This is a genomic window from Actinomycetospora sp. 2LY8.5 (assembly GCF_057180585.1).
The window spans coordinates 52383-67015 of the sequence record NZ_JBXUHE010000006.1; the positions used below are offsets into that span (position 1 = coordinate 52383).

A 14633-nucleotide genomic window follows, 5' to 3' on the forward strand; every position below is an offset into this window, starting at 1 on the left:
CGGGCTCGAGCCTCGACCCCGCCAGCCTGACCGGGCTGTTCGACCCGCAGCTGCTGACCCAGATCCTGCAGAACGCGCTCGCCGTGCTCGGGCTGCCGGCGCTGCCCACGCTGCAGGAGCTGCCGCAGGTCATCGCGGGCCTGAACCCGGCTCAGCTGACCCAGCTCCAGCAGCTCCTCGGGAGTCCGGACACCCCGGGTGCACTCACCCCCCAGCAGCTGCAGATCCTCTTCCCGAACGGAGTGCCGGACGTGAACGCGCTGACCGAGGCGCTGACGCAGGGCGCCGGCGGCGGCCTCCTGCCCGGCGCGGGCGCGGCACCCGCCGGCGGCGGCGAAGGCGGGGGCAACTGATGCCGAACCGCTTCGTCACGTTCTTCGAGAGCGCGGCCCGCACGCTGTCGGTCGCGCTGGTGCTGGCCCTCCTCGCGACCGCGGGCCTCTGGTACGCGCTGCAGCGCGGGAGTCAGCGCACGGTCACGGCCTACTTCGACAACACCGTCGGCCTCTACGTCGACAACGAGGTGACGATCCAGGGCATCCCGGTGGGGAAGGTCGACGACATCATCCCCCAGGGCGACGTCGTCCGCGTCGTGCTCAAGGTCGACAACGACGCCCCGGTCCGCGCCGACGCCCAAGCCGTCATCGTCGCTCCGACGCTGGTCAGCGACCGGTACGTCCAGCTCGGCCCGACCTACGAGAACGGACCGCAACTCGCGGACGGTGCCGTGATCCCGGTCGAGCGCACCAGCACGCCGGTCGAGCTCGACCGCGTCTACCAGAGCCTCGACCAGATCGCTCGGTCGCTCGGGCCGAACGGCGCGAACCAGGCGGGCGCGCTCAACGAGCTCCTGCGGTCGTCGGCCGGTGCCCTCGGCGGCAACGGTGAGCTGCTCAAGAGCACCATCCAGGAGCTCGGCGGCGCCGTCGGCACCCTCGCCGACAACCGCGACAACCTGTTCGCGACGGTCGACAACCTCGGCCAGTTCACGAACATGCTCGCCCGCAACGACGGCGCGGTCCGCGACCTCAACAACCAGCTCGCGGACATCTCCGGCTTCCTCGCCTCGGAGCGGGGCGACCTCTCCACGGTCCTCCGGACGCTGCCGCCGGCGCTGGACGACGTCGCCCGGTTCATCCGGGACAACCGCGACATCCTGCGCACCGACGTCGGACGTCTGCGGAACATCACGGACATCCTCGTGCGCCAGCGCCGGGCGGTCACCGAGTTCGCCAACGTCGCGCCGCTGGCGCTCGGGAACCTGACGAATTCGTACAACGCCCGCTCCGGGACGCTCGACGTGCGGCCGGTGCTGGCGCCCGAGCTCCTCGGCGGCGGTCTCGACCCGCGTGCTCTGCTCTGCAACCTGCTCGCCAACCAGCCCGGCCTCCCGGACGCCCTGGCCGGGCCCGCCGACCCGCTCCTCACGAACGTCGCTCGCGCGTCGGTCGTGTGTGGTGCGCTCCTCGGCGGGACCAACGCGGAGGGCGAGGTCGTCAACAACTCGCCGCTCGGCGTGTCCCTCGCCCCGATCCAGAACCTGCTCGAACTGCTGAACAGCCAGCCATCGCTCGACGCGCTCGTGCCGATCACCGCGCTCGCGAACGGTGGCCGAGCCGGCACGGGTGGACAGGCCGCGGGGGCGAACGGCGGGACGACCGGTGAGGGCGGCGACGGGGTCGGCGATGCGGCCCCGACCCAGCCCGGCAGCGGCATCCTCGGCTTCGAGACGGTCGGAGGTGACCGATGACCGCACGCAACGGTGCGCCGTCGGCGGGGCGCCGCACGCGGCTGGCGACGCTGCTCGCCGTGGCGGTGGTCGCCCTGTCGGGCTGCGGCCTCCAAGCGATCCAGGACGTCCCGCTCCCCGGCGGCGCGGCTCTCGGGCCGAACCCGTACACGGTGACGGCGCAGTTCACCAACGTCGTCGACCTCGTGCCCAACAACAGCGTGCGCGTCAACGACGTGCCGGTGGGGGTCGTCCGCGAGGTGTCGCTGGCGCCCGACGGCTGGACGGCGCAGGTCGTGGTCGACGTCAACGGCGCGGTCGCCCTGCCGGCGAACGCGACGGCACGGTTGCGCCAGACCAGCCTCCTCGGTGAGAAGTTCGTCGAGCTGCTGCCCTCGCCGACCGCGCCGCCGCAGGGCCGTCTGGCGAACGGTGCGACGATCCCCGTCGACCAGACCGACGTCGGAGCGCAGGTCGAGGAGGTCCTCGGCGCACTGTCGCTGCTGCTCAACGGCGGTGGTGTCGAGAAGATCCAGACCATCGCCCGCGAGGTCAACGCGGCGACGTCGGGCAACGAGGAGCAGCTGCGCGCCCTGCTGAACAACCTCGACACGCTCGTCGGGACGCTCGACCGGCAGAAGGCCGACATCGTGCGCGCGATCGACTCGCTCGAGCGGCTCACCCGGACGCTCGTCGACCAGCGGGCCCGGATCGCCAACGTCATCGACAACCTCGGACCCGGTCTCGACGTGCTCAACCAGCAGCGCGGCCTGCTCGTCGAGACGCTGCAGTCGTTGAACCGGCTCTCCGACGTCGGCACCGACGTCATCCGGCGCAGTCAGGCCAACACCGTGGCGGATCTCCGGGCTCTCCAGCCGATCCTCCGGAACCTCGTCGAGGCCGGGGACGCGCTGCCGGGGTCGTTGCAGATCCTGCTGACGATCCCCTTCGCGGACAACTCGCTCAACGTCGTCAAGGGCGACTTCGCGAACATCGACGTCAGCGTCCAGATCAACCTCCAGAGCCTCCTGACGACACTGCTGAACACCAACCAGGTGCCGGGCACCGACGCGATCTTCAAACTGCTGCAGCAGCCCGGCACGACGCCGCAACCGGGTGGCGGGACCGGTGATGAGGCGGGGCAGCGAGGCTCCCAGAACACCGCCGGGCTGGTTCCCCAGCTGCCTGGCCTCGGCGGAGGGAACTGACGTGATCGGGACGAAGACGCTGCGGCTCGTCGCGCTGTTCGCGGTCATCTCGATCGTGGGCATCGTCTACGTCGGCGTGCGCTACGTCGGCGCCGACTCGCTGATCGGTCTCGGCCCGTACACCGTGAAGGTCCAGTTCGCGGACTCGGGCGGCATCTTCCCGGACGCGTCGGTGAGCTACCGCGGCGTCGAGATCGGCAAGGTCGGGGACATGCGGGTCACGCCGCAGGGCCTCGAGGTCGACCTCGAGATCGAGCAGGACTCCCCGGACATCCCGGCGTCGGCGCTCGCCGTTGTCGCCAACCGGTCCGCGGTCGGCGAGCAGTACGTCGACCTGCGGCCGCCGAACGACGACGGTCCCTATCTCGACGACGGATCGATCATCCCGGTGGAGCGCACGCGCACTCCGGTGCCCGTCGACGAGCTGCTCAAGAACGTCAACGCGCTGGCGACCTCGGTGCCGTTGCCCGAGCTCCGCACGACCGTCGACGAGCTCTTCAACGCCTTCGACCGGGCCGGCCCGGACCTCCAGCGCCTGCTGGACGGCACCAACGCCCTGGTCCCCGCGGCCATCGCGAACCTGCCGACCTTCCGTCAGCTGCTGCGCGACGGCCGGATCGTGCTCAACACCCAGGCCTCGCTCGGACCGCAGATCACGTCCTTCAGCCGGGACCTGCAGCTGTTCACCGCGCAGCTCAAGGCCGACGACCCGAACCTCCGCCGCCTGGTGCAGTCGGCGCCACCGGCGGCCCAGCAGCTCGAGGGCCTGATCCGCGACGTCGGACCGGACCTGAGCCGGGTGATCGCCAACCTGCTGACGGTGTCCCGCATCCTCGAGCCCCGGCAGTCGGGGATCGAACAGGTGCTCGTCACCTACCCGGCGCTCTCGGCGGCGGCGCCGTCGGTGCTCCAGGACGCCGAGGACCCGGGACCCGACGGGCGCGTGCACTTCGGTCTCGTGCTCAACGTCGCCGACCCCCCGTACTGCCGCGAGGGCTACCTCCAGCCCGACGCGGGGTGGCGGCCGGCGACGGCGAAGGATTTCATCCCCATGGACACCAGCGTCCGGTGCAACGAGGCGCCGCCGATCAACGTCCGGGGCGCCCAGAACCTGCCCGCGCCGTACGACTCCGAGAACTCCCGGGGCCCCGCCGAGGCCGGTGGAACCGGCTCGTCGCAGAATGAGCAGCAGGACACAGCTGCGCTGGCCTCGCTACCGCCGAGCGGTGTCCTCGAGGGCAGCACGCGCGGCGCGCCCCCGGTGATCATCCCGGGGCTCGGCACCGACTGACCGGAGAGCACGACCCCGTCGGGCGCTCCCCACAGCCCGGCGGACGACCTGAGGAGCTGAGCGCCACGTCCCCGACGACGGCCCGGAAGGCCCCCGAGACCGACGCGTCCACGAAGAAGGCGGCGACCCCCGAGCAGCGCCGCCGGCGTCTGGTGACCGTGCTCGCCGTCCTGACGGTCCTGGCGCTCGCCGCCGCGGTCGCCAGCGGCGTCTACTGGTGGACCGGGACCCAGAGCGACGACGCGAGCGCCGCCGCCATGCGAGACGAGGCCACCGACGCCGCCGAGCAGATCGTCGTCAACATCAACACGGTGCGGCCGTCGACGCTGGACGCGGACCTCGAGGCCGCCCAGTCGTCGCTGACGGAGCCGATGCTCGGCGAGTACCAGCGGGTGCGGCAGCAGTTCGCCGAGAACCTGCGCCAGTCGCAGGCCGAGGTCATCGCAACCCCGGTCTCGTCGGCCCTGACCGCGTTCGACCCCGCCCACGAGCCGCCCACGGCCTCGGCGGTCGTCGCGATCGACGTCAACGCCCGCAGCGCCACGGCGCAGCCCCAGTCCAAGCAGCAGCTGTTCCTCGTCGAGATGATCCGCACGCCGGACGGCTGGAAGGCCGCCAAGGCGACGCCCTCGACCGGACAGCAGTAGCGCCGCGGCCGACCAGAGACTCGGCCCGTCTGAGAAGGGGAGAGTGACCGTGCCACCCCGCTCCCGCACCAAGCCCGGCTCCACGAGCCGCCGCCCGAAGGTCGCCGGACTCCGCCAGCACGCCCACGCGGGCGCCACCGCGCCGCCCGGCGACGACGTCGAGGCGCCCGAGGTCTCCGACCGCCTCGACGCCCCGGTCGAGTCTCCCGCCGAGTCGCCGGTCGAGTCGCCGACGGAGGCGGCCCCGGCCGAGACGTCGCCGGACGACGCCGAGCCCCACGACGCCGAGCCCCACGACGCCGAGCCCCACGACGCCGAGCCCGACGCGGCCACCGCGAAGGCCGAGACGACGGCGCTGCCGACGCCGGCCGACGCGGAGACGAACACCGAGGGCGGCGACACGGCCACCGCGGAGCCCGCGACGGCCGCCGACACGGCCGTGACGGCGGCGGAGACGTCCGCGACGTCCACGACGTCCACCGAGACGGCCGGGGACGCCGGGGACGCCGGGGACGGTGACGCCAAGTCGGTCGTCGCCACGGGAGCCACTGCCGCCACGGCCGCCACGGCCGCGACGCCCGCCACGGCACCGCGCACCAACCGCGCCCGCCGCGGCACGCGGATGACCCCGCGCGCCGTGCCCGCGGAGGAGCAGCAGCCCGCGAAGGCCACCCGCGTCCGGACGGCCCCGGCCAAGGCGAAGCCGCAGCGGTTCGTGCGCCAGCGGGAGGCCCTCGGCCGCTTCGCCGGGTCGCGGGCCCTGCCGGTCACGCTGGTCGTGGCGATCGTGGTCTGCCTCGTCCTCGGCGGCCTCGCCTTCTGGAAGGGTCGTGAGGCCTGGACGACGGGGCCGGTGAGCAACCAGGCCGTCATCGACGTCGGCGGCACCGCTGAGCTCGTCGGGCAGAGCCGCGAGGCGATCGAGAAGATCTTCTCGTACGACTTCTCCCGCCTCGACGACTCGGCCGACGCCGCGCGGACGATGTCGACCGGGCGGTTCGCCGACCGCTACATGTCGGTGTTCGACCAGACCATCCGGCAGCCGGCCCAGCAGCAGCAGCTGCGGCAGACGGCGGCGGTCGTGAACATCGGCGTGACGACGCTGCGCGGGGACCGCGCGACGCTCATGGCGCTCACCCAGTTCTCCGCTCAGCGCACCACGACGGGCCAGTCGACGAATGCTCCGGGGCTGCTGCGCCTCGACATGGAGCGCGTCGACGGACGCTGGAAGCTCGCCGAGCTGACCCCCCTCACGACGAACCGGTAGATCCGTTCCGCGGCGCGCCGGGCGGGCCACGCCCTGATCGTGGCCCGCCCGGTTTCGTCGGCATGTGCGCTGACCTGCGCCGGGTCCGCCGTGCTGGCCGGGCGACACCCAGCGCGCCCCACTTGACTCCGAGGGCACGGGCGGTCACTCTGTTCGCAGCGCGGCGCCCCTGCGTCAGACCCCGGAGGTCGATCCCGCTTCGTGCGGACGCTCCTCCTCCGGCGTGTCACGAGGGGGGCCCGTTCGACAGGTGCCATGATGCATGGCTAGACTGTCGGATCGCGCTGCCCTACGTCTGTTGTGCTCTCCCGTATGCCGACGCCCGGGCCGCGTCCACGCCGACCGGGGCGCTGCGCTGCCCTCCGGACGGTGAAGCTACTGACAGCGTTCAGACAGCGTTGTTCCGGAAGGACGCATCTTGGCAGTTACCCGCGCCACCAAGGTCTCGAACCACCACGCGTCGTTCCCCGGGGCGCCCACCCGGGTTTCCTTCGCCAAGCTGGACCAGCCCCTCGAGGTTCCCGACCTGCTCTCGCTCCAGACCCAGTCCTTCGAGTGGCTGGTCGGTAGCGAGGAGTGGTTCGAGCGTCGCGTGGAGGCGGGTGAGGATCTCCCCGTCGGTGGCCTGGAGGAGGTCCTCTCCGAGATCTCCCCCATCGAGGACTTCTCCGGCTCGATGAGCCTGTCCTTCTCCGACCCGCGCTTCGACGAGGTCAAGGCCTCCGTCGAGGAGTGCAAGGACAAGGACATGACGTACTCGGCGCCGCTGTTCGTCACGGCCGAGTTCACCAACAACACCACCGGTGAGATCAAGAGCCAGACGGTCTTCATGGGCGACTTCCCCGTGATGACCGACAAGGGCACCTTCATCATCAACGGCACCGAGCGCGTCGTCGTCTCGCAGCTCGTCCGTTCGCCGGGTGTGTACTTCGACCGCACGGTCGACAAGACGACCGACAAGGACGTCTTCAGCGTCAAGATCATCCCCAGCCGCGGCGCGTGGCTGGAGTTCGACGTCGACAAGCGCGACACGGTCGGGGTCCGCATCGACCGCAAGCGCCGTCAGCCGGTCACCGTGCTGCTGAAGGCCCTCGGCTGGACCACCGAGCAGATCCAGGAGAAGTTCCACTTCTCCGAGACGCTGCTGGCCACCCTGGAGAAGGACTCCACCGCCGGGCAGGACGAAGCCCTGCTCGACATCTACCGCAAGCTGCGTCCGGGCGAGCCGCCGACGCGCGAGAGCGCCCAGACGCTCCTGGAGAACCTCTTCTTCAAGGACAAGCGCTACGACCTGGCGAAGGTCGGCCGCTACAAGGTCAACAAGAAGCTGGGGTCGGACGTCGAGCCGTCCACCGGCACGCTGACCGAGGACGACATCATCAACACGATCTCCTACCTCGTGCGCCTGCACGCGGGGGAGACCGAGGTGTCCGCACCCGACGGCTCCGGCGAGATCCCCGTCGAGACCGACGACATCGACCACTTCGGCAACCGCCGCCTGCGCACCGTCGGCGAGCTCATCCAGAACCAGATCCGGGTGGGTCTCTCCCGCATGGAGCGCGTCGTGCGCGAGCGCATGACGACGCAGGACGTCGAGGCGATCACGCCGCAGACCCTGATCAACATCCGGCCGGTCGTGGCCGCGATCAAGGAGTTCTTCGGCACCTCGCAGCTCTCGCAGTTCATGGACCAGACCAACCCGCTCGCGGGCCTGACCCACAAGCGCCGGCTCTCGGCGCTCGGTCCGGGCGGTCTGTCCCGTGAGCGTGCGGGCATGGAGGTCCGCGACGTCCACCCGTCGCACTACGGCCGCATGTGCCCGATCGAGACGCCGGAAGGCCCGAACATCGGCCTGATCGGGTCGCTGTCGAGCTTCGCGCGGGTCAACCCGTTCGGTTTCATCGAGACGCCGTACCGCAAGGTCGTCGAGGGGGTCGTCACCGACCAGATCGACTACCTGACCGCCGACGAGGAGGACCGCTTCGTCGTCGCGCAGGCCAACGCGCCGCTCGACGGCGACGGGCACTTCGCCGAGGACCGCGTCCTGGTCCGGCGCAAGGGCGGCGACGTCGACCTCATCGCGCCGGCGCGCGTCGACTACATGGACGTCTCGCCGCGCCAGATGGTGTCGGTCGCGACGGCCATGATCCCGTTCCTCGAGCACGACGACGCCAACCGCGCGCTCATGGGCGCCAACATGCAGCGCCAGTCGGTGCCGCTGCTGCGCTCCGAGTCGCCGCTGGTCGGCACGGGCATGGAGCTGCGGGCCGCCGTCGACGCCGGTGACGTCATCGCCACCGACCGCGGCGGCGTGGTCGAGGAGCTCTGCGCGGACTACATCACGATCATGGACGACGAGGGTCAGCGGACGACCCACCGTCTCCACAAGTTCACGCGGTCCAACCAGGGCACCTGCATCAACCAGAAGCCGATCGTCTCGGAGGGCGACCGCGTCGAGGCCCGCCAGGTCCTCGCCGACGGGCCGTGCACCGAGGACGGCGAGATGGCCCTCGGGAAGAACCTGCTCGTGGCGATCATGCCGTGGGAGGGCCACAACTACGAGGACGCGATCATCCTGTCGCAGCGCCTCGTGCAGGACGACGTCCTGACCTCGATCCACATCGAGGAGCACGAGATCGACGCCCGCGACACCAAGCTGGGCGCCGAGGAGATCACCCGGGACATCCCGAACGTCTCCGAGGAGGTCCTGGCCGACCTCGACGAGCGCGGCATCATCCGCATCGGCGCCGAGGTCGCGGACGGCGACATCCTCGTCGGCAAGGTGACGCCGAAGGGCGAGACCGAGCTGACCCCGGAGGAGCGCCTGCTGCGCGCCATCTTCGGTGAGAAGGCGCGCGAGGTGCGCGACACCTCGCTGAAGGTCCCGCACGGCGAGACCGGCAAGGTCATCGGCATCCGGGTGTTCTCCCGCGACGACGACGACGAGCTGCCGCCCGGGGTCAACGAGCTGGTCCGCGTCTACGTGGCCCAGAAGCGCAAGATCTCCGAGGGCGACAAGCTCGCCGGCCGCCACGGCAACAAGGGCGTCATCGGCAAGATCCTGCCGGTCGAGGACATGCCGTTCCTCGCCGACGGGACGCCGGTCGACATCGTCCTCAACACCCACGGTGTGCCGCGACGGATGAACATCGGCCAGGTGCTCGAGACCCACCTCGGGTGGATCGCCAAGAGCGGCTGGGAGGTCGATCCGGACAACACGGCCGAGTGGGCCGTGAGCATGCCCGACGACATGCGCCGGGTGGAGCCGGACACGAACACCGCGACGCCGGTGTTCGACGGTGCCCGCCAGGCGGAGATCTCGGGTCTGCTCTCCTCGACGCTGCCCAACCGCGACGGCGTGCGGCTGGTCGGCGAGGACGGCAAGGCGCAGATCTTCGATGGACGTACCGGCGAGCCCTACCCGCACCAGATCGCGGTGGGCTACATGTACATCCTCAAGCTGCTGCACCTGGTGGACGACAAGATCCACGCCCGCTCCACGGGCCCGTACTCGATGATCACCCAGCAGCCGCTGGGCGGGAAGGCGCAGTTCGGCGGTCAGCGCTTCGGCGAGATGGAGTGCTGGGCCATGCAGGCCTACGGCGCGGCCTACACGCTGCAGGAGCTGCTGACCATCAAGTCCGACGACGTGCTCGGCCGCGTGAAGGTCTACGAGGCCATCGTCAAGGGCGAGAACATCCCCGAGCCGGGCATCCCCGAGTCGTTCAAGGTGCTGCTCAAGGAGCTCCAGTCGCTCTGCCTCAACGTGGAGGTGCTGTCGAGCGACGGCGCCGCCATCGAGATGCGCGACGGCGACGACGAGGACCTCGAGCGCGCGGCCGCGAACCTCGGCATCAACCTGTCCCGCAACGAGTCGCCGTCGGTCGACGACGTCGTGAATTAGTGCCTCGCGACCCCTCGGCGCCGGGGTGACCCGGCCCGGGGGGTCGTCGGGGGGCGGAGCCCTCCGACTGTGCGGACCCCTCTAGAAAACAGCTCACCCATCCAGGGGAGAACCTTTGCTCGACGTCAACTTCTTCGACGAGCTGCGGATCGGTCTGGCCACCGCCGACGACATCCGCCAGTGGTCCTTCGGCGAGGTCAAGAAGCCCGAAACCATCAACTACCGCACGCTCAAGCCCGAGAAGGACGGCCTCTTCTGCGAGAAGATCTTCGGCCCCACCCGGGACTGGGAGTGCTACTGCGGTAAGTACAAGCGTGTCCGCTTCAAGGGCATCATCTGCGAGCGCTGCGGCGTCGAGGTGACCCGGGCCAAGGTGCGCCGCGAGCGCATGGGCCACATCGAGCTGGCCGCGCCCGTCACGCACATCTGGTACTTCAAGGGTGTCCCGTCGCGCCTCGGCTACCTGCTGGACCTGGCGCCCAAGGACCTCGAGAAGATCATCTACTTCGCTGCCTACGTGATCACCGAGGTGAACACCGAGCAGCGGCACAACGACCAGTCGACGCTGGAGAACGAGATCTCCGGGGAGCGCAAGCGCCTCGAGACCCAGCGCGACAACGACCTCGAGGCCCGCGCGCAGAAGCTCGAGAGCGACGTCGCCGAGCTCGAGGCCGAGGGCGCGAAGTCCGACGTGCGTCGCAAGGTCAAGGAGGGCGGCGAGCGCGAGATGCGCCAGCTGCGCGACCGTGCGCAGCGCGAGATCGACCGCCTCGACGAGGTCTGGACCACGTTCACCAAGCTCGACCGGGGCCAGCTGATCTCGGACGAGACGCTCTACCGCGAGCTCTACGACCGCTACGCGGACTATTTCACCGGTGCCATGGGTGCCGAGGCGATCCAGAAGCTCCTGGAGACCTTCGACATCGACGCCGAGGCCGACAACCTCCGCGAGACCATCCGCAGCGGCAAGGGGCAGCGCAAGCTGCGCGCGCTCAAGCGGCTCAAGGTCGTCGCGGCCTTCCAGGCCACCGGCAACCGGCCCACCGGCATGGTGCTCGACTGCGTCCCGGTCATCCCGCCGGACCTGCGCCCGATGGTGCAGCTCGACGGTGGCCGCTTCGCGACGTCGGACCTCAACGACCTGTACCGCCGGGTCATCAACCGCAACAACCGTCTCAAGCGACTGATCGACCTCGGCGCGCCCGAGATCATCGTCAACAACGAGAAGCGGATGCTGCAGGAGGCCGTCGACGCGCTGTTCGACAACGGCCGCCGCGGCCGGCCGGTGACCGGGCCGGGCAACCGCCCGCTCAAGTCGCTGTCCGACCTGCTCAAGGGCAAGCAGGGCCGGTTCCGCCAGAACCTGCTCGGCAAGCGCGTCGACTACTCGGGCCGTTCGGTCATCGTCGTCGGCCCGCAGCTCAAGCTGCACCAGTGCGGCCTGCCCAAGCAGATGGCGCTCGAGCTGTTCAAGCCGTTCGTCATGAAGCGGCTGGTCGACCTCAACCACGCCCAGAACATCAAGTCCGCGAAGCGGATGGTCGAGCGCCAGCGCGGCCAGGTCTGGGACGTGCTCGAGGAGGTCATCAACGAGCACCCGGTCATGCTGAACCGGGCACCCACGCTGCACCGCCTCGGCATCCAGGCCTTCGAGCCGCAGCTGGTCGAGGGCAAGGCGATCCAGCTCCACCCGCTGGTCTGCGAGGCGTTCAACGCCGACTTCGACGGCGACCAGATGGCGGTCCACCTGCCCCTGTCCGCCGAGGCGCAGGCCGAGGCCCGCATCCTCATGCTGTCGGCGAACAACATCCTGTCGCCGGCGTCGGGCAAGCCGCTGGCCATGCCGCGCCTCGACATGGTGACCGGCCTGTACTACCTGACCCAGCGGCGCGAGGGCGCCACCGGCGAGGGCCAGGCCTTCTCGTCGCCCTCCGAGGCGATCATGGCCTACGACCTGGGCACGCTCGACCTGCAGGCCCCGGCGAAGATCCGCGTGGACGGCACCGTCGTGCCCGGCCCGGGGATGACCAACGGGGAGTACGAGCCCGGCAAGCCGTGGCTCGCCGACACCACGCTGGGCCGGGTGCTCTTCAACGAGCTGCTGCCGGAGGACTACCCCTTCGTCAACGACCAGCTCCCGAAGAAGCGCCAGGCCGCGATCATCAACGACCTGGCCGAGCGGTACTCGATGACCGAGGTCGCGATGACCCTGGACCGGCTCAAGGACGCCGGCTTCCACTGGGCCACGCGCTCGGGCGTCACCATCGCCATCGACGACGTCGTCGTGCCCCCGCGCAAGCAGGAGATCCTCGACGAGTACGAGGGCCGCGCGGAGCAGGTCAACAAGCGCTACCAGCGCGGTGCGCTCTCCTACCAGGAGCGCAACGACGAGATGGTGCGCATCTGGGGCCAGGCCACCGAGGAGGTGGCCAAGGCGATGGAGGACTACTTCCCCGCCGACAACTCGATCTCGCGGATCGTGGCCTCCGGCGCGGCCGGCAACATGACCCAGGTGCGCCAGCTCGCGGGCATGAAGGGCCTGGTCGCGAACCCGAAGGGTGAGTTCATCCCGCGGCCGATCAAGTCCAACTTCCGCGAGGGCTTCTCGGTGGTCGAGTACTTCATCTCGACCCACGGCACGCGCAAGGGTCTCGCCGACACCGCGCTGCGCACCGCCGACTCGGGCTACCTGACCCGGCGCCTGGTCGACGTCTCGCAGGACGTCATCGTCCGCGAGATCGACTGCGGCACCGAGCGCGGCATCCCGATGCCGATCGGCTCGGAGGACGCCGCGGGGACCGGGCTCGTCCGCGACGTGCACGTCGACACCAGCGTCTACACGCGGACGGCGGCCTCGGCCGTCACCGACGACGCCGGCAACGAGCTGCTCGGCCGCGGCGCCGACATCGGCCAGCAGGCGATCGACACCCTCCTGGCCGCCGGCGTCGGCAAGGTTCGCGTCCGCAGCGTCCTGACCTGCGACTCGGCCCAGGGCGTCTGCGCGATGTGCTACGGCCGCTCGTTGGCGACCGGCAAGCTCGTCGACGTCGGCGAAGCGGTCGGCATCGTCGCCGCGCAGTCGATCGGTGAGCCCGGCACCCAGCTGACGATGCGCACCTTCCACACCGGTGGCGTCGCGGGTGAGGACATCACCACGGGTCTGCCGCGTGTGCAGGAGCTCTTCGAGGCCCGCGTCCCGAAGGGCAAGGCGCCCATCGCCGACGTGGACGGCCGCATCCAGCTCGAGGACGGCGACAAGTTCTGGAAGATCACCCTCATCCCGGACGACGGGAGCGAGGAGGTCGTCTACGACAAGCTGTCCAAGCGCCAGCGGCTCGCGACCCTCACGGTCGACGGGTCCGAGCGCCCGCTGCAGGACGGCGACCACGTCGGCGTCGGCCAGCAGCTGCTCGAGGGCACGGCCGACCCGCACGAGGTCCTGCGCGTGATGGGCCCTCGCGAGGTGCAGCTGCACCTCGTCGACCAGGTGCAGAAGGTGTACCGGTCGCAGGGTGTGTCCATCCACGACAAGCACATCGAGGTCATCGTCCGGCAGATGCTCCGCCGGGTGACGATCATCGACTCAGGCGCCACCGAGTTCCTGCCCGGTGGCGTCGTCGACCGCGCCGAGTTCGAGGCGGCCAACCGCAAGGTGGTCTCCGAGGGCGGCGACCCGGCGGCGGCCCGCCCGGTGCTGATGGGCATCACGAAGGCCTCGCTGGCCACCGAGTCCTGGCTGTCCGCGGCCTCCTTCCAGGAGACGACGCGCATCCTGACCAACGCGGCGATCGAGGGGAAGTCCGACAGCCTCGTGGGGCTGAAGGAGAACGTCATCATCGGCAAGCTGATCCCGGCCGGTACCGGCATCAACCGGTACCGGAACATCCAGGTCCAGCCCACCGAGGAGGCGCGCGCGGCGGCCTACGCCCTGCCCAGCTACGACGACGGGTACTACGCCCCGGACGTCTTCGGCTCGGGCACGGGCGCGGCCGTGCCGCTCGACGACTACGATTTCGGGCAGTTCCGCTGACCGTCGAGCCGTAGTCCACGCACGACACCGGAGGGCGTCCCCGCACCGCGGGGGCGCCCTCCGTCGCGTGTGCGGGGTCCGTTGCTCACCCCGTTTCGAGCGAAGGTCACCTTCGGTCGGGTAGACGGGCGAAGGTCGCCCTCGGCCGGAACGAGCGGGGCCCGGTCGGCGTTGTCACACACGTGAGGTGACGGCGCGGTGCGGCTTGCGGGTCGCGGCGGTGTCGGTATCCTCGCGTCCAGTCCGGTCGGTGCGGTGCTCTCACCCGCGTCGGCATGGCCACCCGCGAGGGACAGGTCGAGGACGTCCGAGGGGCCGCGGCGCAGGACACCGACGGCGTTGCCGGGCCGCTGTGGGCGGCATCCGGACCCTGATCCGACCCGCTGCGAGCTGCTCTCGTGCAGGCGCGTACGCTGGGAAGCAGTGCCCGACGTGGTCGGGTCGTTCCGCGTGCCGGTGGGTGTGCGGTGCGCCGGCTCCCTCCCCGGGAGCCCGCGGCGCCCCTCGCCCTGGCCGGCCGAGACGCCGGTCCCTCCGGGCGCGGACACACGAGCCCG

At 70.5% G+C, this 14633-nt stretch carries 7 protein-coding genes; all 7 read left to right on the forward strand.

The window, feature by feature from the left end; translation table 11 throughout:
* The first annotated feature begins 352 nt into the window (after positions 1-352).
* The 7 genes from AC2A1K_RS10295 to AC2A1K_RS10325 all read left to right on the forward strand — a co-directional run bounded on the left by AC2A1K_RS10295 (position 353) and on the right by AC2A1K_RS10325 (position 14076).
* Entirely contained in the window at positions 353-1750 is a 1398-nt protein-coding gene (locus AC2A1K_RS10295; RefSeq protein WP_483896223.1) for an MCE family protein, read from the forward strand.
* Positions 1747-2937 carry an MCE family protein gene (locus AC2A1K_RS10300; RefSeq protein WP_483896224.1) on the forward strand — a complete coding sequence of 397 codons (1191 nt, stop codon included), beginning with the start codon at positions 1747-1749 and terminating at the stop codon, positions 2935-2937. Before AC2A1K_RS10295 ends, AC2A1K_RS10300 begins: the two co-directional genes overlap by 4 nt.
* Before the next feature lies 1 nt (position 2938).
* A complete protein-coding gene (locus tag AC2A1K_RS10305; RefSeq protein WP_483896225.1) occupies positions 2939-4228 on the forward strand; it encodes an MCE family protein in 1290 nt (429 codons plus the stop codon).
* Between the two features lie 152 nt (positions 4229-4380).
* A complete protein-coding gene (locus AC2A1K_RS10310) occupies positions 4381-4875 on the forward strand; it encodes a hypothetical protein (RefSeq protein ID WP_483896226.1) in 495 nt (164 codons plus the stop codon).
* Positions 4876-4918: 43 nt separating this feature from the next.
* Positions 4919-6142 carry a hypothetical protein gene (locus tag AC2A1K_RS10315; RefSeq protein ID WP_483896227.1) on the forward strand — a complete coding sequence of 408 codons (1224 nt, stop codon included), beginning with the start codon at positions 4919-4921 and terminating at the stop codon, positions 6140-6142.
* 418 nt (positions 6143-6560) lie between these two features.
* Entirely contained in the window at positions 6561-10046 is a 3486-nt protein-coding gene (gene rpoB / locus AC2A1K_RS10320) for a DNA-directed RNA polymerase subunit beta (RefSeq protein WP_483896228.1), read from the forward strand.
* Positions 10047-10161: 115 nt separating this feature from the next.
* Positions 10162-14076, forward strand: a complete 3915-nt coding sequence (locus tag AC2A1K_RS10325) for a DNA-directed RNA polymerase subunit beta' (RefSeq protein WP_483896229.1) — start codon at positions 10162-10164, stop codon at positions 14074-14076.
* Positions 14077-14633: the final 557 nt, after the last annotated feature.